The organism is Mycobacterium sp. DHQP2018-32-09, from assembly GCF_058148405.1.
On the sequence record NZ_JBYVYK010000001.1, the window covers coordinates 177,254 to 197,232 of the forward strand.

Annotated in this window: 22 protein-coding genes; 8 read left to right on the top strand and 14 right to left on the bottom strand. The window is 71.4% G+C overall.

The annotated features are described in order from the left end of the window. Window positions 1–116 precede the first annotated feature (116 nt). Window positions 117–941 carry an SDR family oxidoreductase gene (locus AC30CM_RS00775; protein ID WP_490114899.1) on the top strand — a complete coding sequence of 275 codons (825 nt, stop codon included), beginning with the start codon at window positions 117–119 and terminating at the stop codon, window positions 939–941. Between the two features lie 62 nt (window positions 942–1,003). Here the strand turns inward: AC30CM_RS00775 and AC30CM_RS00780 are convergent, their stop codons facing one another. From AC30CM_RS00780 to AC30CM_RS00825, 10 genes are all read right to left on the bottom strand, one after another. Continuing rightward, on the bottom strand, window positions 1,004–2,131 hold the full coding sequence (locus tag AC30CM_RS00780; RefSeq protein ID WP_490114900.1) for a glycosyltransferase family 4 protein: 1,128 nt from the start codon (window positions 2,129–2,131) through the stop codon (window positions 1,004–1,006). A 90-nt stretch (window positions 2,132–2,221) separates the two neighbouring features. Then, window positions 2,222–2,737, bottom strand: a complete 516-nt coding sequence (locus tag AC30CM_RS00785) for a DUF3592 domain-containing protein (protein ID WP_490114901.1) — start codon at window positions 2,735–2,737, stop codon at window positions 2,222–2,224. Beyond that, on the bottom strand, window positions 2,734–4,389 hold the full coding sequence (gene menD / locus AC30CM_RS00790; protein ID WP_490114902.1) for a 2-succinyl-5-enolpyruvyl-6-hydroxy-3-cyclohexene-1-carboxylic-acid synthase: 1,656 nt from the start codon (window positions 4,387–4,389) through the stop codon (window positions 2,734–2,736). The genes AC30CM_RS00785 and menD overlap by 4 nt, the downstream gene beginning before the upstream one ends. Window positions 4,390–4,452: 63 nt before the next feature. After that, window positions 4,453–5,235: an alpha/beta fold hydrolase gene (locus AC30CM_RS00795; RefSeq protein ID WP_490114903.1), complete on the bottom strand. Its 783-nt coding sequence runs from the start codon at window positions 5,233–5,235 to the stop codon at window positions 4,453–4,455. A 60-nt stretch (window positions 5,236–5,295) separates the two neighbouring features. After that, window positions 5,296–6,003, bottom strand: coding sequence for a DJ-1/PfpI family protein (locus AC30CM_RS00800; protein WP_490114904.1), 708 nt, complete (start codon window positions 6,001–6,003; stop codon window positions 5,296–5,298). 11 nt (window positions 6,004–6,014) lie between these two features. Further along, entirely contained in the window at window positions 6,015–6,980 is a 966-nt protein-coding gene (locus tag AC30CM_RS00805) for a GlxA family transcriptional regulator (protein WP_490114905.1), read from the bottom strand. A gap of 88 nt (window positions 6,981–7,068) precedes the next feature. After that, entirely contained in the window at window positions 7,069–8,055 is a 987-nt protein-coding gene (locus AC30CM_RS00810; RefSeq protein ID WP_490114906.1) for an o-succinylbenzoate synthase, read from the bottom strand. A 15-nt stretch (window positions 8,056–8,070) separates the two neighbouring features. Then, window positions 8,071–9,783 (bottom strand): long-chain-fatty-acid--CoA ligase, encoded by a 1,713-nt coding sequence (locus AC30CM_RS00815; protein ID WP_490114907.1) that lies wholly within the window; start codon window positions 9,781–9,783, stop codon window positions 8,071–8,073. A gap of 30 nt (window positions 9,784–9,813) precedes the next feature. Next, window positions 9,814–11,421 (bottom strand): amidohydrolase, encoded by a 1,608-nt coding sequence (locus AC30CM_RS00820; protein ID WP_490114908.1) that lies wholly within the window; start codon window positions 11,419–11,421, stop codon window positions 9,814–9,816. Window positions 11,422–11,479: 58 nt separating this feature from the next. After that, window positions 11,480–11,728: a DUF3253 domain-containing protein gene (locus AC30CM_RS00825; protein WP_490114909.1), complete on the bottom strand. Its 249-nt coding sequence runs from the start codon at window positions 11,726–11,728 to the stop codon at window positions 11,480–11,482. Between the two features lie 67 nt (window positions 11,729–11,795). On the opposite strand from AC30CM_RS00825, the gene fadD8 reads away from it, so the two are divergent. Next, a complete protein-coding gene (gene fadD8 / locus AC30CM_RS00830; protein WP_490114910.1) occupies window positions 11,796–13,397 on the top strand; it encodes a fatty-acid--CoA ligase FadD8 in 1,602 nt (533 codons plus the stop codon). A 19-nt stretch (window positions 13,398–13,416) separates the two neighbouring features. On the opposite strand, the gene AC30CM_RS00835 is transcribed toward fadD8, so the two are convergent. Continuing rightward, the gene (locus tag AC30CM_RS00835) at window positions 13,417–14,085 is read right to left on the bottom strand and encodes a FadR/GntR family transcriptional regulator (RefSeq protein WP_490114911.1); all 669 of its coding nucleotides are present in this window, start codon (window positions 14,083–14,085) and stop codon (window positions 13,417–13,419) included. A gap of 106 nt (window positions 14,086–14,191) precedes the next feature. Between AC30CM_RS00835 and AC30CM_RS00840 the strand changes: the two genes are divergently transcribed. Together AC30CM_RS00840 and AC30CM_RS00845 are read left to right on the top strand one after the other, a co-directional pair. Further along, window positions 14,192–15,373 (top strand): CynX/NimT family MFS transporter, encoded by a 1,182-nt coding sequence (locus AC30CM_RS00840; RefSeq protein WP_490115042.1) that lies wholly within the window; start codon window positions 14,192–14,194, stop codon window positions 15,371–15,373. A 50-nt stretch (window positions 15,374–15,423) separates the two neighbouring features. Next, entirely contained in the window at window positions 15,424–16,107 is a 684-nt protein-coding gene (locus AC30CM_RS00845) for an HAD family hydrolase (RefSeq protein ID WP_490114912.1), read from the top strand. A gap of 4 nt (window positions 16,108–16,111) precedes the next feature. Here the strand turns inward: AC30CM_RS00845 and AC30CM_RS00850 are convergent, their stop codons facing one another. Beyond that, entirely contained in the window at window positions 16,112–16,387 is a 276-nt protein-coding gene (locus AC30CM_RS00850; protein WP_490114913.1) for a hypothetical protein, read from the bottom strand. Between the two features lie 103 nt (window positions 16,388–16,490). Between AC30CM_RS00850 and AC30CM_RS00855 the strand changes: the two genes are divergently transcribed. The 4 genes from AC30CM_RS00855 (at window position 16,491) to AC30CM_RS00870 (ending at window position 19,325) form a co-directional block, all read left to right on the top strand. Next, the gene (locus tag AC30CM_RS00855) at window positions 16,491–17,405 is read left to right on the top strand and encodes a 1,4-dihydroxy-2-naphthoyl-CoA synthase (protein ID WP_490114914.1); all 915 of its coding nucleotides are present in this window, start codon (window positions 16,491–16,493) and stop codon (window positions 17,403–17,405) included. 71 nt (window positions 17,406–17,476) lie between these two features. Further along, window positions 17,477–18,034 carry a GNAT family N-acetyltransferase gene (locus AC30CM_RS00860; RefSeq protein ID WP_490114915.1) on the top strand — a complete coding sequence of 186 codons (558 nt, stop codon included), beginning with the start codon at window positions 17,477–17,479 and terminating at the stop codon, window positions 18,032–18,034. A 10-nt stretch (window positions 18,035–18,044) separates the two neighbouring features. Further along, window positions 18,045–18,908, top strand: a complete 864-nt coding sequence (locus tag AC30CM_RS00865) for an SDR family oxidoreductase (protein WP_490114916.1) — start codon at window positions 18,045–18,047, stop codon at window positions 18,906–18,908. A gap of 27 nt (window positions 18,909–18,935) precedes the next feature. Beyond that, complete coding sequence (locus AC30CM_RS00870) at window positions 18,936–19,325, top strand: VOC family protein (RefSeq protein WP_490114917.1); 390 nt, start codon at window positions 18,936–18,938, stop codon at window positions 19,323–19,325. Window positions 19,326–19,378: 53 nt separating this feature from the next. Here AC30CM_RS00870 and AC30CM_RS00875 read toward each other — a convergent pair whose 3' ends face one another. After that, window positions 19,379–19,675 (bottom strand): DUF3349 domain-containing protein, encoded by a 297-nt coding sequence (locus tag AC30CM_RS00875; protein ID WP_490114918.1) that lies wholly within the window; start codon window positions 19,673–19,675, stop codon window positions 19,379–19,381. Between the two features lie 13 nt (window positions 19,676–19,688). Continuing rightward, entirely contained in the window at window positions 19,689–19,973 is a 285-nt protein-coding gene (locus AC30CM_RS00880; protein ID WP_490114919.1) for a hypothetical protein, read from the bottom strand. Window positions 19,974–19,979: the final 6 nt, after the last annotated feature.

Consider the following 19,979-nt stretch of genomic DNA (forward strand, 5'->3'; position numbering starts at 1 on the left):
CAAAACTACCCGTGAGCCAGACCCTTGGCGGGAATGGGGCGGTCGTGGTGGCGTTGTTGGGAGGAGGTCACGCTCCCCCGGGCCCTCCCGGGGGTCGACGCACGAGGAGACGACACATGGCAGGCAAGGTCTGGTTCATCACGGGCACGTCGCGGGGCTTCGGCCGCGAATGGGCGATCGCGGCGCTCGAGCGCGGCGACCGGGTGGCGGCCACGGCGCGCGACGTCGCCACCCTGGACGACCTGGTGGCCCGGTTCGGCGAGGCGATCCTGCCGATCGCACTCGACGTCACCGACCGCGCCGCGGACTTCGCGGCCGTCGCGCAGGCGCACGACCACTTCGGCCGCCTGGACGTCGTGGTCAACAACGCCGGCTACGGGCAGTTCGGCTTCATCGAGGAACTCTCCGAGGCCGACGCCCGCGACCAGTTCGAGACCAACGTGTTCGGCGCGCTGTGGATCACCCAGGCCGCGCTGCCCTACCTGCGCGCCCAGCGCAGCGGACACGTCATCCAGGTGTCCTCGATCGGTGGCATCACGGCCTTCCCCAACGTGGGCATCTACCACGCGTCGAAGTGGGCGCTGGAGGGCTTCTCGCAGTCGCTCGCCCAGGAGGTCGAATCGTTCGGCATCCACGTCACGCTCATCGAGCCGGGCGGCTTCGACACCGACTGGGCGGGGTCGTCGTCGCGCCGCGCCGAACCCCTCCCCGACTACGCTGACGTGCACGCCGCCGCCGACGCCGCGCGGGCCAACCGGGTCTCGGCCCAGGGCGACCCGAAGGCGTCGGCCGCCGCGGTGCTCGAGATCGTCGACGCCGCGGAGCCACCGCTGCGGGTGTTCTTCGGCTCGCTGCCGCTGTCACTGGCCAAGGCCGACTACGAACGTCGCCTCAGCACCTGGGAGCAGTGGCAGCACGTCGCCGAACTCGCCCAGGGCTGACGCCGTGATTTCGGCGCGGTTTCGTTCGGTGAGCGAACGAAACCGCGCCGAAATCGCTCGGGTCAGGCGGCCTTGACGCCGCGCAGGCCCACCACGGCCTCGTAGTGCTCGACCAGTTGCGCACAGATGGCGGGCCACGTGCGCGACAGCACGCTGCGCCGCGCCGCCACCGAATAGCGCGCCCGCTCGGCGAGCAGGTGGTCGACGGCGCCGGTCAACTTGACCTCGAACTCGTCGACGTCGAGCAGCAGCCCGGTGTGCATGGGCGCCACCAGGTCGCGGGGGCCGCCGGCGTTGGGCGCCACCACCGGCACGCCCGACGCCATGGCCTCCTGGACCGTCTGGCAGAACGTCTCGTGTTCGCCGGGGTGGACGAACACGTCGAAGCTGGCGTACGCGGCGGCCAGCGCCTCCCCGTACAGCGCGCCGGTGAACACCGCCGACGGCATCAGCGCCCGCAGCTTGGCCGCGTCGACGCCGTCGCCGACGACGACCACCCGCACGTCGTCGCGCCGGGCCAGCACTGCGAGGCGTTCGACGTGCTTCTCCGGGGCCAGCCGGCCCACGAAACCGACGATTGGGGCACCGTCCGGCGACCACGCCGTGCGCAGCCCCGCGTCCCGCGCCGACGGCACGAAGCCCGTGACGTCGACGCCGCGCCCCCAGTGGTGCACCCGCGGAATGCCGTGGGCGGCGAGATCGTCCATGGCCGCCGTCGACGGCGCGAGCGTGCGATCGGCCTTGGTGTGCAGTCGGCGCGTCCACGCCCACGACGCCCGCGACAGCATGCCCACGCCGTAGCTCTCGGCGAAGCCCGCGACGTCGGTCTGGAACACCGCGACCGTCGGGATGTCCAGGTAGCGCGCCGCGTGCACGCCACCCCACCCGAGCAGCGCCGGCGAGGCCAGGTGCACGACGTCCGGAGCGAACCCGCGCAGCACCCCCACCATGCGTGGCCGTGGGATGCCCAGCGGCAGCGACGTCACGGCGGGAAACATCTTCGACGGCACGCGGTGGATGCGCACCCCGTCGTGCACCCGCTCGGCCGGCGCCTCGCCCCTGGGCGTGTCCGGCGCGACGACGAGCACCTCGTGGCCGGTACGGCGCAAATGCTCCATCACCCGGAGCACCGAGTTGGTGACGCCGTTGACATTGGGGAGAAAACTCTCCGCGACGATCGCAACGCGCACGAGCCGTAGCGTCTCAGCCGCGACTGTCCGCGAGGTTGCGCCCAGGGATACGACGTGCGAACCCTTCGGGCGTCGCCGCTGCGATCCGGCCTACCGTGACACCCGGCGCTGCAGCCACGCCAGCGCCGCGAGCAGGACGCCGGCAACCACCCAGCCCAGCACCGCGACGGACCCGGCGGGGACCAGCGCCAGCACCGCATTGCGGTCCTGCACGCGCACCAGATCGGGGTCGCTGCGGTCGTACTCGACGTAGATCCGCATGCCCGTCTCCAACTCCGACGGGTACAGCACGCCGAGTTCGGGGCGGTAGGTGACGCGGTCGGGCGTCACGAATTCGATGGTGGAGCGCCGAGGTCCGGCGTCGAGCACCTCGGCCTCGGCGACCCCGAGGTTCGACTCGATCTGCCGGTCGTTGCGCCAGGCGCCCGCCACCAGCAGCACCGACTGCAGCGTCACCAGACACGCCAGGATCACCACGACCAGCCGCGTGCGCCGGATCGCCCGCTGCGCCCGGGTCTCGGAGGGGTCGCCGAACAGGTGCGGGATGAGCGCCCGGCGGACGGCCTTGATCCGCCGGGTGATCGGCACCCCAAGGTCGGGCGTCACGTGGCCTCCCGCAGCGCGGCGCGGATGGACGCGTGCAGTCCCCGCAGCGACGAGCGGTCGGCCTTCACCTCCACGACCCGCATACCGTCGTACGGCTCGGCGAGAACGCTTGCCAATTGCCCACATTCGGCTTGGACGGTCTCGACGTGGTACGCGCGACACAGCGCGGCGACGTCGACGTCGTGGGGCGTGCCGAACACGCGCGACGACACGTCCGCGAAGCGCGGGTCGCCCTGCTCCAGCGTCTCGAAGATGCCGCCACCGTTGTCGTTGGACACCACGATGGTCAGGTTGGCAGGCCGCGGCTCGGTGGGCCCGATGAGCAACCCGGAGCTGTCGTGCAGGAACGTCAGGTCCCCGATGAGCGCCACCGTGCGGGCACCCCCGGCTGCCTCGTGCGCCAGCGCCGCGCCGATCGCGGTCGAGACCGTTCCGTCGATGCCTGCCACGCCCCGGTTCGAGCGCACCGACACCCCCGCCCGGGCCCCGCCCACCAGCGCGGCGTCGCGCACCGGGTTGGACGCTCCGAGCACCAGCTGATCGCCGGGGTACAGGGCGTCGACCACGGCCGCCGCCACGTGCAGACCCGTGGTCAGCGGATGCGTCACCAGCTGGTCGCGCACCACGGCCACCGCGCGGGCGTTGGCCTCGCGGCAGCGGTCCAGCCAGGCCGGATCCGGTGCGCCCGAGATCACCGCGCGGGTACCCGTGGCCTGCGAATTGCCCGACACGTCGGGCCAGCGGGGGCCCGTCGTGAGCGCGAACGCGGGCACCGCCGGGTTCGCCAGCAGCGCCGACACCGGACGGTGCAGCGTGGGCCTGCCCAGCATGATCACCTGGCGGGGCGCCAGCAGCGGCAGCGCCAGCGGGTGCAGCGGGATGGTCGCCGCGGGCGCGGTGGGCTCGGCGACCGTCGGCACCCCGGCCAGGTTGTCGTGCCGGCCCGCCATGTGGCCTGCGATGACGACGGTGTCCGGCGTGAGGTCGATGTCGAGGGGCTGGTCGAACGTCACCGGTGGGGTGTGGGTCCACGGCACGCCGTCGGGACGGCCCGCCGGGGTCTCGCCGTCGTCGCCCACACCGGGCACCAGCGGCTCGCGCAGCGGGATGTCGAACTGCACCGGGCCTGCGTTGCCGCTGCGAGATCCCTTCGCGGCCACCAACACTCGGCACGTCGCCGAGCGCCACTGCGCGTTGAGCGCCGAGTAGTCCGGCGTGCCCTCCGACGCGTCCGGGGCCAGGCCCAGGCTGATGGTCTCGCGCACCTGGGTACCGAAGTACCCCAGCTGCTCCATGGTCTGGTTGGCGCCGGTGCCCAGCAACTCGTAGGGACGGTTGGCGCTCAGCACCACCAGGGGCACCCGGGCGTAGTTGGCCTCCACCACGGCGGGCCCCAGGTTGGCCACCGCGGTGCCCGACGTCATGGCCACGCACACCGGCGACCCGGCCGCCACCGCGAGCCCCACCGCGAGGAACCCGGCGGTGCGCTCGTCGATGCGCACGTGCAGGCGCAGACGACCGTCACGGTCGGCGTCTGCCAGCGCGAACGCCAGCGGGGCGTTGCGTGACCCGGGGCACAGCACCACGTCGCGCACACCACCGCGGACGAGTTCGTCGACGACGACGCGCGCCTGGGTCGTCGACGGGTTCACGACAGTGTTCCGATCACGTCATCCAGCGTGACACACCGCGCCACCGAGGCGCCGCGACGCAGACTAGACGCCACTACCGAAGAACTCGAGCGCCGCCGCGTTCACGGCGTCGGGGCGCTCGATGAAGCCGAGGTGCCCGGCGTCCCGGATCTGCACGAACCGGCCGTTGGGCAGGGCGTCGGCCACCTCGCGACCCAGGTGCGGGGGCAGCATGATGTCGTCGGCGAAGCCCATCACCAGGGCGGGTGCGGCGATGCTGCGGTAGGCCGACAGCCGGTTGCCGTCGGGAGCGACGTCGATCTGGGCGAGCAGCCCCGGGGTCATCTTCGTCGGCCACATCGTGAACATGTCGATCCAGTCGCGCACCGCGGTGTCGTCATTGAGGGTCTTGGGCGAGAAGTTCTCCAGCAGGCGCAGTTTGGCGTCGTAGGCCGGCGGCAGCTCGATGCCCGCCTCGTGCAGGGAGCGTTCCGCGGCGCGGGAGAACTCGCGCGTGCGATCCTCACGGCCGCGGGTGGCCATCAGCACCGCCGACGACACGAGGTCCGGCCGCGCCAGCATCAATTCCTGTGCGATGAACGATCCCATCGAGACGCTCATCACACGCACGGGCCCGGCGTCGATCTTCTCGATCAGCGCGGCGGTGTCGGCGACCATCTGCGCGGTGTCGAAACCGGTGGCGTTCTCGGTGGCGCCGATGCCGCGGTTGTCGAACGTGACCACGCGATAGCCGGCCTTGAGGAACGCCGGGACCTGGTGCAGGTGCCACGTCCGTCCCGCGCCGCCACGCCCGGCGATGAACAGGACGGGATCGCCGGAACCGCGGTCGTCGTAGGCCAAATTCACCCGACCCACGCTACTGCAGCCGCGCGCACGCCCACTCGGGCGCGGTGAGCGCGCCCGGGGTCACCGGGCGCGGACGGCCGCCAGCGCCCGGTCCCACAGCAGGCGCACGGGTGCGGCCAGCTGACCGGTCTTGACCAGCTCACCCGACAGCGACGCGGTGGCCAGCGCCTTGGTGGCCGCCGACGCCTTGGAGACGTGGCCGGAGTCGAACGGCGGCTGCGGGTCGTATTCGATGACCAGCTGGATCGCCTTGGCCCGCGCCTCGCCGCCGATCTGCCCCGCCAACCACATCGCCATGTCCAGGCCCGCAGAGACCCCTGCGGCCGTGACGAGCTTGCCCTCGCGCACGATCCGCTGGTCGCCCACTGGCGTGACGCCGAAGGTCTTGAGCAGCGGCAGCGCCGACCAGTGCGACGTGGCGCGGCGCCCGGTGAGCAGCCCGGCGGCGGCCAGCAGGATCGAGCCGGTGCACACCGACGTCGTCCACGTCGACGTCGCATCCGCGCGCCGCAACCAGTCCAACACCACCTCGTCGCGTGCGTGCTCCATGGTGGCCGGGCCGCCGGGGACCAAAATGAGGTCGGGAGAGGGGGTTTCGGCGAACGTGTGGGTGGCGCCGACGAGCAGCACCCCCGAATCGGCGGCGACCGGCCCCGTGTCGTGCCAGACGAAACGCACCTGCGCGCCGGGCAGGTTGCGCAGCACCTCGTACGGACCGATGAAGTCCAGGGCGGTGAACCCGGGGTAGAGCACGATGGCAATCTGCATGGGAGTTCCCTTCACGCGAACGTCTTGCGGTATTGGTCGGGCGATACGCCCATCCGGCGGATGAAGTTGCGCCGCATGGTCTCTGCGGTTCCGAAACCGCACCGTGCGGCGATGGCGGTGACGGTGTCGTCGGTTTCGGTGAGCTGGCGACGGGCGGCCTCGGTGCGCACCCGTTCGACGTAGGCGCCCGGCGCCTCACCCACCTCGTGGGTGAACACCCGGGTGAAGTGGCGCGGGCTCATGGCGGCCCGCTGGGCCAGGACGGGGATGCCGTGGTCGCCGCCCGGGTGCGCCTCGATGGCCTCCTGCACCTCGCGGATGGGGGCCCGCTTCGCACGCGGCACCCACACCGGCGCGGCGAACTGCGTCTGGCCGCCCGGCCGTCGCAGGTAGAGCACCAGCCAGCGGGCCACGTTCTGGGCCACCTCGGTGCCGTGATCGTCCTCGACCAGCGCCAGGGCCAGGTCGATGCCCGCGGTGACCCCGGCGGACGTCCACACCGACGCCGAGCTGCGCACGAAGATCGGTTCGGGGTCGACGGCGACCGCCGGGTACTCGCGGGCCATCAGATCGGCGTACGCCCAGTGCGTGGTCGCCGGGCAGCCGTCGAGCAAACCCGCCTCGGCGGCGAGCATGGCCCCCGTGCAGACGCTGACGACGCGGCGCGCCGAGGCGGACACCTCCCGGATCCAGGTGACGAGCCGTTGATCGCGGCGAGCCGCGGCCGTGCCGAAACCGCCGGGCAGCACCACCGTGTCGACGGCGACCGCCGGGTCCGGCAGCGGTGCCGACACCAGCGCGAGCCCCGAACCGGTGACGACGGGCGCCCCGTCCGGAGACACCAGCGTCACGTCGTACCCGGTGCCGACGCCGCGCGCGGCCAGGTCCTGGGTGGCGCCGGTGAACACGTCGAACGGCCCCACGACGTCGAGGGCCTGCACCCCCTCGAAACCCAGGACCAGCACCGACCGTCGCACGGATCAAGTGTCGGCCAGTCCCCACGTGTCGTCTACGCCGTGCATCCCACCGATTAGGACATGCTGGCCGACGCAGGGGCGCCGACGCTCAGCGCGGGGCCGGCGGGAGCAGCGGCAGGCACGCGGTGATGCGGTCGATCCACCACCGCCGCCGGTCGGCGGACGCGGCCAGTGCCGCCAGCCGGGCCGGATCCGGGGTCACGGCCCCGACGGGGAGCGCGCCGTCGACCGGCACCAGGGGTTCGGCCACGTCGTCGACGAACAGGCCACCGGTCCCCAGCCCACAGGCGTGGCGCAGCTCGGGCAGACAACCCGCCGCCAACAGCCCGCGCGCCATCCCGACGGCCGAATCCAGCGCACTCGACACCACGATCGGCACGTCGACCTGCTCCGCGATGCGCAGCAGCGGGCCCACCCCACCCAGCGGCGCCACCTTGACCACGGCGACGTCGGCCGCCCCGGCACGCACCACGTGCAGCGGATCGTCGGCCTTGCGGATGCTCTCGTCGGCGGCGACGGGCACGTCGACCCCGGCATCCCGCAGCCGCGCCTTCACCTCCGCCAGCTCGGCGACGGTCCGGCACGGCTGCTCGAGGTACTCCAGCGGGCCGGTCGCGGTGAGCGCGCCCGCCGCGGCAACCGCCTCCGAGACCGTCCAGCCACCGTTGGCGTCGACGCGCACCGTCGGCACCAGCTCGCGCACCGCCTCGACGCGGGCGACGTCGTCGGCCAACGTCTGACCCCGCTCGGCGACCTTCACCTTGGCCGTGCGGGCACCGGGAAACCTGCCGAGGATCTCCGGCACCCGCGCCGCGGCGACGGCGGGCACCGTGGCGTTGATCGGGATGCTGGTGCGCACCGGCGCCGGCGCGGGCGCGTAGGCGGCCTCGATGCCCGCCGCCAGCCAGTGCGCGGCCTCGGGCGGCGCGTACTCGGTGAACGCCCCGAACTCACCCCACCCGTGCGGCCCCTCGAACACCGCGATCTCGCGAACGTCGATGCCGCGGAAGCGCACTCGCATCGGCAGCGCGACGACGTGCAGGCCGTCCAGCAGGTCGTCGCGCGTGGGTGCCACGCCTAGACCGTAGCGTCACACCGTCGTGCGGTCGCGACCGTCCCAGTGCGGCTTGCGCAAGTCCTTCTTCATGATCTTGCCGGTCGGATTCCGGGGCAGCTCGTCGAGCACGTCGACGGTCTTGGGACACTTGTAGGCGGCCAGGCGCTCGCGCGCGAACGCGATGAGATCCGCCTCGGACACCTCGCCCTCGAGCGAGACGATCGCCTTGACGGCCTCGCCCCACTTCTCGTCGGGGACGCCGATCACCGCCACCTCGGCGACGGCGGGATGTTCGGCGAGCACGCGCTCCACCTCGATCGAGTACACGTTCTCCCCGCCGGTGATGATCATGTCCTTGAGCCGGTCCTCCACGAAGACGTAGCCGTCCTCGTCGACGCGGCCGATGTCGCCCGTGCGGAACCAGCCGTCGGGCGTGACGGCCTCGGCGGTGGCCTCCGGCTTGTTGTGGTAGCCCTTCATCACCTGCGGGCTGCGGAACCACAGCTCACCCTGCTCGCCGGGCTCGACGTCGTCACCGGTGTCCGGATTCACCACGCGCACCTCCGCGCCGGGCACCGGCTTGCCCGCGCTGACCATCCGCTCCTCGTTGCCGTTGCGGTGGTCCTCGGGCATGAGCCTGCTGATCACGCCGCACACCTCGGTGAGCCCGTAGGCCTGGATGAAGTCGGTGTCCGGCCAGGCCTCGAGAGCCTGCCGCAGCAGCGGTAGCGGCATCGGCGACGCGCCGTAGGCGTAGGTCTTCAAGGCGCTGAACAACTTCACCGCGTCCGGCCCGGACTCCAGCACCTTGGCGAGCACCGCGGGCACCAGAAACGTCCGGTTGGCGCCCGCGAGGATGCCGCCGGCCAGCGAGGCGCCGTCGACGTCGCGTGTCATGACGCTCGGCATGCCCGAGTACAGCCCGTACTGCACGTACGACGACCCGGCGACGTGGAACAGCGGCATCGCGACCAGGTTCTTGTCCCCCTCGTCGACCTCCCAGGACTCGAAACCGTTGACGGTGTGGGCGATCACGTTGGCCTGGGTGAGCGCAACGCCCTTGGGTCGACCGGTGGTACCCGAGGAATACATGATGATCGCGACGTCGTCGGGTTCGACGTCGGCCGAGCGGCCCACCGGCGTGGCCTCGGCCAGCATCGCCTCGTACTCGTCGCCCGCGCTGCCCGATTCCCCAGTCGCTTCGCTCCTGCCCGCGGTGCCCGATTCCCCAGTCGCTTCGCTCCTGCCCGCGGTGCCCGATTCCCCAGTCGCTTCGCTCCTGCCCGCGGTGCCCGATTCCCCAGTCGCTTCGCTCCCGCCCGCGGTGCCGTCGGGGGTGACGGTCACGACGTGTTCCACGTGGCTCAGCCGGTCGCGGATCTTCTCGATCGCCGGCGCCAGCTCCTTGCCCACCACCAGGAGCTTGGCCCCGCAGTCGTTGAGCACGTAGTCCAGCTCGTCGGCCGCCAGCCGAAAGTTCACGATGGCGTTCGCCGCCCCCAAAGACGCTGCGGCGACCGTGAGTTCGACACAGGCCGGGTGATTCTTGTCGAGGAACGCCACCACGTCACCGCGACCGATGCCGCGGGCCGCCAACGCGCCCGCGCACCGGCGCACGCGGTCGTACCACTGCGACCACGTCCACGACCGCTCCAGATAGGTGATGGCCTCACCGTCGGGTGTGGTCTCGGCCCAGTGGGCGGGCCGCTCGTCGAGGAACCGGGGCTCGTGGTCCAGCGCAGACATGCACGAAGCGTGCCATGACCACCCCGCCCGTCAGTCCGGTTTGGCGTAAACCCGCCGTCCCGCAAGGTAGGTCGCGCGCACCTCCAGATCGGCGATGCCCTCCGGCGCCACCGCCCGCGGGTCCGCCGAGAGCACCACCAGGTCCGCGTACTTGCCCACCTCCAGCGAGCCGATGACGTCGTCGGCGAACAACTGCCAGGCCGCGTCGATCGTTTGCGCCCGGATCGCCTGGTCGACGGTGAGCCGCTCCTCGGGTGCCAGCACCCGCCCGCTCGGCGCGGTCCGGGTCACCGCCACGGCGATGTTGCGCAGCGGCTCCTCGGGAGTGACCGGCGGGTCGTTGTGCAGCGAGATGCGCATGCCCGTGGCGACGGCCGACCCGGCGGGCATCCAGCGCGACCCGCGTTCCTCCCCGAACAGACCGTCCACCAAAACGTCGCCCCAGTAATGGATCTGGTCGACGAACAGGCTGCACGTGACACCGAGGGCATGCGCGCGGCGCAGCTGGTCGCCGGTGATGGCGCCGACGTGCTCGAGGCGCAGCCGGTGGTCGGCGCGGGGGTGTTCGGCCAGCGCCTCCTCGTACACGTCGAGGATGGTGTCGACACCGTTGTCGCCGTGCACGTGGCACGCCATCTGCCACCCCAGGGGGAAGTAGGCGCCGACGATCTCGGCGAGTTGGTCGCGCGTGTAGTTCGCGTGCCCGCACGAGCCGGGCGTGACCCCGATGGTGCGGGTGGCCGCGGTGTCCAGGTAGGGAAAGCTCAAGTCGACGTTGCCGATCCACGGCGACCCGTCCACCCAGATCTTGATGCCCACCTGCTTGATCACGTCGTCGCCGTTGGCCGGTACGGCGGTGGTGGTCATCGCGGCCGTCGACATCTCGTAGGTGCGCAGCCGCACCGTCACGTCGCCGCGCAGGGCGTCGAGCATCGGGCGGAACATCGGGTCGAAGGCCATGTCCGAACACGTCGTCAGGCCCGCCTGGTTCAGCCGTGCACACTCGGCCATCAGCATCCCGGGATACCCGGCGGTGTCGATGGCACCGCCCAGCACCGCGAACACGGCACCGGTCTCCTCGGCGGTGCCGTCGAGTTCGCCGTCGGCGTCGCGACCGAACCTGGCCCCCTTGGGGTCCGGCGTGTCCCGCGTCACGCCGCTCGCCCGCGCGGCCGCGGTGTTGAAGAACGCCTTGTGCCCGGAGTTGTGCACGATCACCAGCGGGGTGTCGGGGGCCTGGGCGTCCAGCCACTCCAGCGTCGGCGTCGGCAACCCGTCCTGCAGCAGCGGGTCCCACCCGTTGAGGTACGCCCCCTCCGGCCCGCGGCGGGCCACCTCGGTGGCGACGGCGGCCAGCACGTCGGCCGCGGCGGGCAGTGTCACGGGCCGGATGTCGACGATCCGGTCGGCCAGCACGAGGGCCTCCATCAGCGGGTGCCCGTGCGCCTCGACGAACCCCGGCAGCACGCACCCGTCACCCACGTCCACGATCTGGGTGTCCGGCCCCACGTGCGCGTCGACCTCGGCCCGCGTGCCCACCGCGACGATGCGGCCGTCGGCCACGGCGAGCGCTTCCGCCGTCGGTCGGGCGTCGTCGACGGTCAGCAGGGTGCCGTGCACCACCAGGTCGGCAAGCATGGGGCCAGTATTCGATCTCCCCGGCGATTTCGGCGCGGTTTCGTTCGGTGAGCGAACGTCAGCGCGCCGAAATCGCGCGGATCCGGATGGGGCCGCGCCACGGCTGGTCGGGGTCCAGCACCTCACCGCGCTGGGAGATCTCGACCTCACCCGCGCGGGCCAGGTCCCTGGCGACGTCGCGGGCGTCGTCCATGAGGTCGCGCCACCGTTCGCCCCCGACGGCACGCGCGGCGTCGGACGGGCAGATGGTCTTCGCCGGGGCCCGCTGCCGGGCCAGCGCGAGCATGGTCGCGCGCAGGTCGCTCACCCGATCCAGTGAACCGGGAGGCGACGGCCCTTGCCACCGTTTCTGTAACACGTTCTAATCTGAGGTCATGAGTGACTCCCTGCTGAGGCATCCGATCCACTCCGGCCACCTGACCATCGGTGCGCTCAAGCGCAACCGGGACAAGCCGGTGCTCTTCCTCGGCGACACCACGCTCACCGGCGGCGAGCTGTCCGAGCGCATCAGCCAGTACGTTCAGGCCTTCGAGGCCCTGGGCGCGGGCACCGGGGCGGCCACCGGCCTGCTCTCGCTGAACCGGCCCGAGGTACTGATGATCATCGGCGCGGGACAGACGCAGGGCTACCGCCGCACGGCACTACACCCTCTCGGTTCCCTGGACGATCACGCGTACGTGTTGGCCGACGCCGAGGTCACCTCGCTCATCATCGACCCCAACCCGGCGTTCACCGAGCGGGCGCTCGGGCTGCTGGAGAAGGTGCCGTCACTGACGCAGATCCTCACCATCGGCCCGGTGCCGGAGGCCCTCGCCGAGGTGGGCCACGACCTCGTGGCCGAGGCCGCCAAGTACGACCCGCGACCGCTGGTGGCGGCCAACCTCCCCCCGGACCACATCGGCGGCCTCACCTACACCGGCGGCACCACCGGCAAGCCCAAGGGCGTGATGGGCACCGTGCAGTCCATCACGACCATGACGACGATCCAGCTCGCCGAGTGGGAGTGGCCGCAGCACCCGCGCTTCCTGATGTGCACGCCGCTGTCGCATGCCGGCGCCGCGTTCTTCGTGCCCACGATCATCAAGGGTGGCGAGCTGATCGTGTTGACGAAGTTCGACCCCGCCGAGGTGCTCCGCGTGATCGAGGAGCAGAAGATCACCGCGACCATGCTGGTGCCGTCGATGATCTACGCGCTGATGGACCATCCGGACAGTCACACCCGCGACCTGTCGTCGCTCGAGACCGTCTACTACGGCGCCTCGGCGATGAACCCCGTCCGGCTCAAGGAGGCGATCCGCCGCTTCGGCCCCATCTTCGCCCAGTACTACGGGCAGTCCGAGGCGCCGATGGTGATCACCTACCTCGCCAAGGGCGACCACGACGAGAAGCGCCTGACCTCGTGCGGCAAGCCGACGCTGTTCTGCCGCACCGCACTCCTCGGCGAGGACGGCCGGCCCGTCCCCCAGGGCGAGGTGGGCGAGATCTGCGTGTCGGGCCCGCTGCTGTCGGGCGGCTACTGGAAACTGCCCGAGGCCACCGCCGAGACGTTCCGCGACGGGTGGATGCACACCGGCGACCTGGCCCGTGAGGACGAAGACGGCTTCTGGTACATCGTCGACCGCACCAAGGACATGATCGTCACGGGCGGCTTCAACGTGTTCCCGCGCGAAGTGGAGGACGTCGTGGCCGAGCATCCCGCGGTGGGGCAGGTGTGCGTCATCGGCACGCCCGACGAGAAGTGGGGCGAGGCCGTCACCGCCGTCGTCGTGCTGCGGCCCGACGCCGACGCCTCACCCGAGGCCGTCGCCACGATGACCGCGGAGATCCAGGCCGCGGTCAAGGAGCGCAAGGGATCGGTGCAGTCGCCCAAGCAGGTCGTCGTCGTGGACTCGGTGCCGGTGACCGCGCTGGGCAAGCCCGACAAGAAGGCCGTGCGCGCCCAGTTCTGGGAAGGCGCGCAACGCCGCGTCGGCTAGGCGTGACGTCCGGGGCGGGTCAGTCGTCCGGCAGGCTGGCGAGGATGCCGTCGAGCAGGTCGCCGGCCAGCCGCGCGGCCGCGTCGGCGTCCCCCGCGACGATGCGGTCCAGCAGGTCGCCGTGATCGACGACGGGCGCCCGTGTCTCGTGCATGGTGGCGACGCTGGCCCTGATGGCCTCGATGAGTCCCCGGTACAACTCGGTGAGCATCGGGTTGTGCGACGCCCGCACGACGGCCAGGTGGAACTCGGCGTCGGCGCGGGCGAAGTCGTCGGTGGCCCCGGCCCGTTCGGCCGCGTTGCGCCGGTCCAGCAGCGTGCGCAGTTCGGCCACGTCGGCGTCCGTGCGGTGCGCCGCCGCCAGCCGCGTGCCCTCGACCTCCAGGCCGCGGCGCACCTGCAGCACGTCGCGTAGCTCGGCGCCGCACAAGCGGCGCAGCGCCCCCGAGACCTCACTGGTGGCGCGGACGTAGGTGCCGTCGCCCTGACGTACCTCGAGGATTCCGGCGTGGGCCAGCGCCCGCACCGCCTCGCGCACGGTGTTGCGGCCGACGCCCAGCGCTTCGACCAGTACGGCCTCGTTGGGGATGCGGCCCCCCACGGGCCACTCTCCCGCGGTGACGGACTCGCGGAGCTGTGCGATCACCTGGTCGACCAGCCCGGTGCGGCGCGCGGTGTTCAGCGGCACGGGACATCCTTTCAACCAATCATGGGATGTATGAGACCCTAACAGCGTGACGAAGGATCGGCAGGACGACGGACGCGTGGCGCTGGAATTGGACGGAGCCTGCGAGATGTCCACCGACCGCGTGCCCCCCATCGCCGCGGGCACGCTGCTCGCGGTCGCCGTCGTCCTCACCGCCCTGAACCTGCGGCCCGCCGTGACCAGCGTGGCCCCGCTGCTGGGCGACATGCGCGGCGACCTCTCCACGACGGCGACCTGGGCCGGCCTGCTGACCACCGTGCCCGCACTCTGCTTCGCCGGGGCGGGGCTGGCGGCCCCCTGGCTGGCGTCGCGAATCGGGTTGGGCCGCACCATCTCCCTGGCACTGGTGGCGCTCACCGCTGGGCTCGCGGGCCGCGTCGTCGACGGACCCCACGTCGTGATCGCCGCGACCCTGGTGGCCTGCGCAGGCATCGCACTGGCCAACGTGCTGATCCCGGTCGTCATCAAAGGCTCGTTCCCCGCCCGCGTCGGGCTGATGACCGGCATCTACACCGGTGCGCTGCAGGGCGGCGGGGCGCTGGGGTCGGCCCTCACGCCGGGCCTGGAGGATCCCCTCGGTGGCTGGCGTCCCGCACTGGCCGCCTGGGCGGTGCTGGCGGTCGTCGCACTGGTCGCCTGGATCCCCGCGTCGCGGCGCCACGGCGCCACCTGGGCGGCCGCCACGCCGAGGACCGGCACGCGACGCTCGCTGCTGCGCAACCCGCTGGCATGGGTCATCACCCTGTTCTTCGGCTGCCAGTCGTTCATGGCCTACATCGTGATGGGCTGGATGCCGGAGGTCTTCATCGACAACGGCGTCGGCAAGCTGCAGGCGGGCCTGCTGGTGGGGCTGGTCTCGCTCATCGGCGTGCCGGTGGCGCTCGTCATCGCCCCACTGGCCTCCCGCAGCCCGTCGCAGAGCGGGTGGATCCTCACGCTCGGCGCGCTGGGCATCGGCGGCGTCATCGGCATGCTCGTGGCACCCGGCGCCGCGCCCGTCGTGTGGAGCGTGCTCGTCGGGATCGGCATGAGCGTGTTCGCGCTCGCGCTCGCGGTGATCGCCCTGCGCAGCCGCGACGCCGAGGACACGGCCCAGTTGTCGGGCATGGCACAGGGTTTCGGCTACCTGTTCGCCGGCACCGGCCCGTTCCTGTTCGGCATGCTGCACGACCTCACCGCCGGCTGGACCGTGCCGTGGGCGATGTTCCTCGCGGTCTACGTGGTGCAGTGCGTCGCCGGCTACTTCGCGGGCCGCGACCGCTACGTCTGAGATCCGTCCTACGGTGGTGAGGTGCACGCGCCGACGATGGAGATGAAGGCATGACGCTTCGCGCCGCCCTGTTCGACTTCTCGGGCACCCTGTTCCGGCTGGAGGAGGACGACAGCTGGTTCACCGGGATCGAGGTCGACGAGCAGCAGGTCGACGGCCATCTCCAGGCCGAGTTGATGCGGCGGCTCACCGCACCCACCGGACGCTCCGTGGAGATGAACGACGAGCAGTACCGCAACTGGGTGAACCGCGACCTCGAGCCACACCTGCACCGCGAGGCCTACCTGCACGTCCTGCGGGAATCCGGGGTCGCCGACCACCATGCCACCCAGCTCTACGAACGCCTGGTGGACCCCGCCAGCTGGACGCCCTATCCGGACACCGCGCGCGTCCTGGAGGGTCTGCACCGGGCGGGCATCAGGACGGCCGTGGTGTCGAACATCGCGTTCGACCTGCGCCCGGCGTTCGCCGCCATGGGCATCGACCGCTACGTCGACCAGTTCGTGCTGTCGTTCGAAGTCGGTGCGGTGAAGCCGAACCCGGAGATCTTCGAGACCGCGCTGGGCAGGCTCGGGGTGGCGGCGGCCGACGCGCTCATGGTCGGTGACAGCGAGGAGGCCGACGGCGGTGCCGTCGCGGTCGGCTGCCGGTTCGCGCTGGTGGACCCGCTGCCCACCGAGCTGCGCCCCGACGGCCTGGTGCGCGCGGTGACCGCGGCCGGCGTCTCGCTCTGACCGGCTACAGGTGCGGCGCGTTCTTGATGGGCGCGTCCTGCGAACCCGCGGTCTGACACCACGTCTGCACGGCCAGGCGCGTACCGGACACCTCGAGAGAGGCTGGGTCGGTACCCTTTTCGTCCTTCAACATCTTGTTGACGGCTTCGTTCTGCGTCTTCTCGTCGGAACCCACGAAGTCCTTGCACTTGGTGTCGCCACCTTGAACGGACGGCGAGCATCCGACCAGCATCAGTCCGGCCGCGATGCCCGACATCAATACCCCTGCTGATCGCTTCATCGATGTCCTCTCGTTGGTGTCGCGGTCAACCACACCGCTTGCGCGCCGTCTGATACCCCTGGGCACCGCCTGTGAAACCAGCGACGCGCTCTACAGTCGAGGCGTGAGTGCTGACAACCCCTTCGATCCGGCTGCGTGGGAACCCGTTCGGGGTTTCGAGCTGACCGACATCACCTATCACCGGCACGTCGTCGACGGGCGACCCCAGCCCACGGTGCGGGTGGCGTTCGACCGGCCCGACGTGCGCAACGCCTTTCGGCCGCACACCGTCGACGAGCTGTATCGCGTCCTGGACCACGCCCGGATGTCCTCGGACGTCGGCGTGGTGCTGCTGACCGGCAACGGACCCTCCCCCAAGGACGGCGGCTGGGCCTTCTGCTCGGGCGGCGATCAGCGCATCCGGGGACGCACGGGGTACCAGTACGCCTCCGGCGACACCGCCGAGACCGTCGACCCCGCGCAGGCCGGACGCTTGCACATCCTGGAGGTGCAGCGGCTCATCCGCTTCATGCCCAAGCCGGTGATCTGCCTGGTGAACGGCTGGGCCGCCGGTGGCGGGCATTCCCTGCACGCCGTGTGCGACCTGACCCTGGCCAGCCGCGAGCACGCGCGGTTCAAGCAGACCGACGCCGACGTGGGCTCCTTCGACGGCGGCTACGGGTCGGCCTACCTGGCACGCCAGACCGGGCAGAAGTTCGCGCGCGAGATCTTCTTCCTGGGCCGCCCCTACACTGCCGAGCAGATGCACGCGATGGGCGCGGTGAACGAGGTGGTGGACCACGCCGAGTTGGAAACCGTTGCGCTGCAATGGGCCTCGGAGATCAATGGCAAGTCGCCGCAGGCCATCCGGATGCTGAAGTACGCGTTCAACCTGCTCGACGACGGGCTGGTGGGCCAGCAGCTGTTCGCCGGCGAGGCCACCCGGCTGGCGTACATGACCGACGAGGCCGTCGAGGGCCGCGACGCGTTCCTGCAGAAGCGCGACCCGGATTGGTCGGCGTTCCCGCGCTACTTCTGAGGTGATTCGTGGAGTTTCCGTTGCGCTCACCGCAACGGAAACTCCACGAATCGCTCTGGCACACTCGACCGGTGCCCGCACGGATCACTGCACTGCGCGTCGACGCGGGCGACGTGGTGCTACGCAAGGCCCGCGACGACGACCGCGAGGCGATCATCGCCCATGCCGTCGACCCGCAGGTGGGGGCCCATCTGGGTGGCCCGCAACCTCGCCACGACGTGGAACGCGACGTCGACGAGGCCGGCGTCGCCGCGGTGACCGACGCCTACGGGTCGTTCGTGATCGCCGACAAGCGCACCGACGCGTTCGTCGGCACCATGTCGCTGACCCGGCGCGGCGTCCACCACCCCGGCCACCTGCGGCCCGAGGGCGAGGAACTCGAACTGGCGTACACGCTGATCCCCTCCGCCTGGGGGCGGGGGTGGGCGTTCCGGGCGGCGACCGCGCTGCTGCGGATCGCGGCCACCGAACTGGACGACGAGCCGGTGATCATCGTGACCCAGACCGCGAACCGGCGCTCGCTGAACCTGGCGCGCCGACTGGGATTCGTGCCCGCCATGACCTTCGAGGAGTACGGCGCCGAGCAGACGCTGGCGGTCGCCGATCTGCGGCAGTTCGCCGACGCCTAGGCTGCACCGCGTGAAGAACCCGTTGCGCCGGCTGTCGGAGAACCTGTGGATGGCGGGCCTGCGCCCGCCGTTGGCGCCGTCGTTGTTCGGCGGCAGGTCCGACGTCGACCTGACGGGCAAGCGCATCCTCGTCACCGGCGCGTCGTCGGGCATCGGCGAGGCGGGGGCCCGCCGGCTCGCGGCCGCCGGCGCCCGCGTCATCGCCGTGGCCCGGCGCGCCGACCTGCTGGACGCACTGGTCGCCGACCTCGGCGGGGCCGCGGCGGCGTTCCCGTGCGACCTGTCCGACATGGACGCCGTCGACGACGTGGTCGCGAGGGTCATCGGCGAGTTCGGCGGCGTCGACGTGCTGGTGAACAATGCGGGGCGCTCGATCCGGCGTCCCCTCGCGGAGTCCCTGGACCGCTGGCACGACGTCGAACGCACGATGACGCTCAACTACTACGCGCCGCTGCGGCTCATCCGGGGTCTGGCGCCGGGCATGCGGGAGCGCGGCGACGGGCACGTCATCAACGTCTCCACGTGGGGTGTACTGAGCGAATCGTCGCCGCTGTTCGGGGTGTACAACGCGAGCAAGGCCGCGCTCACCGCGGTGAGCCGCGTCATCGAGACCGAGTGGGCCGCCGACGGCGTGCACTCCACCACGCTGTTCTATCCGCTCGTCAAGACGCCGATGATCGCGCCCACACGCGCGTTCGACGCCGTGCCCGGGCTCTCGGCCGAGGAGGCCGGGGAGTGGATGGTGACCGCGGCCCGCAAGCGGCCCGTGCGCATCGCCCCGCGCATCGCGGTGACCGCCGACTTCCTGAACGCGTTCGCCCCGGCGGCCGTCGACGCCGTGATGAAGCGGCAGCCCGTGGAGTCCGCCGGGTGAGCCCGGCGGTGTGTTAGAAACGGCGCCATGGAGATCCTCGCCAGCCGGGTCCTGTTCCGGCCGGCGGACTACGACCGATCGGTGGCGTTCTACCGCGACGCCATCGGGTTGGCCATCGCCCGCGAATACGGGGCGGGCACGGTGTTCCACGCCGGCCAGTCGCTGGTCGAACTCGCCGGCCACGGCGCACCGCGAACCGCCGGCGGCGGACCGTTTCCCGGCGCCCTGTGGCTGCAGGTGCGCGACGTCTACGAAACCCAGGCCCAGCTCGAGGCGCGCGGCGTCGCGATCACTCGGAACGCGGCGCGGGAACCGTGGGGTCTGCACGAGCTGCACGTGACCGATCCCGACGGCGTGACGCTGATCTTCGTGCAGGTGCCCGAGGACCATCCCCTGCGTCGCGACCCCAGGAACTGACACGGCCCCCGCCGGAGCGGGGGCCGATCTCAGAGCGTGTCGACTGCGCGCTGCTACCGCGCGGCGGCCAGCGGCCAGCCGACCGACGCCAGCCGCGACGCCACCTGCTGGATCTCCTCCGGCAGGGGTTCCTTCTCGATGACGCCGTGCACGGCGTTGCGGATGTCCTCTTCGGTCACGGTGTCCTCCTCGGCGCCCTTGAGCACCGTCTTGGCGGCCTGGACCACCTCGTCCTCGGTGAGCGAGCGCTTCAGCAGCGCCAGCAGGGCGAAGTAGTCCTTGGGCGGGACGCCCTGCGGGTAGCCGGCGTGCAACCAGTTCAGCACGTTGTCGAATGCCTTCTCTGCCATGTCTTCGTGCCCCTTACTTGCCTGGGATGAACGGCACCGGGTTGAACCCGAAGTGGTGTTGGATGGTGGCCTTGGTGATCCACAGGATCGCGATCACGATGACCGCCGCGACGACGGCGAACAGCACCGTGCCGAGCAGCTTGAGCGCCGGGTTCTGGGCGTGCACCGTGCCGTCGGTGTCGGTACCGCCCGCGCCCTTGGAGAACGCCACCAGCCCGACGGCGAACAGGGCAGGCAGCCCGGCGCCGAGGATGAGGCCGACCAGCAGGACCTTGAGGATGCTCTCGAGGTAGATCATGGTGAT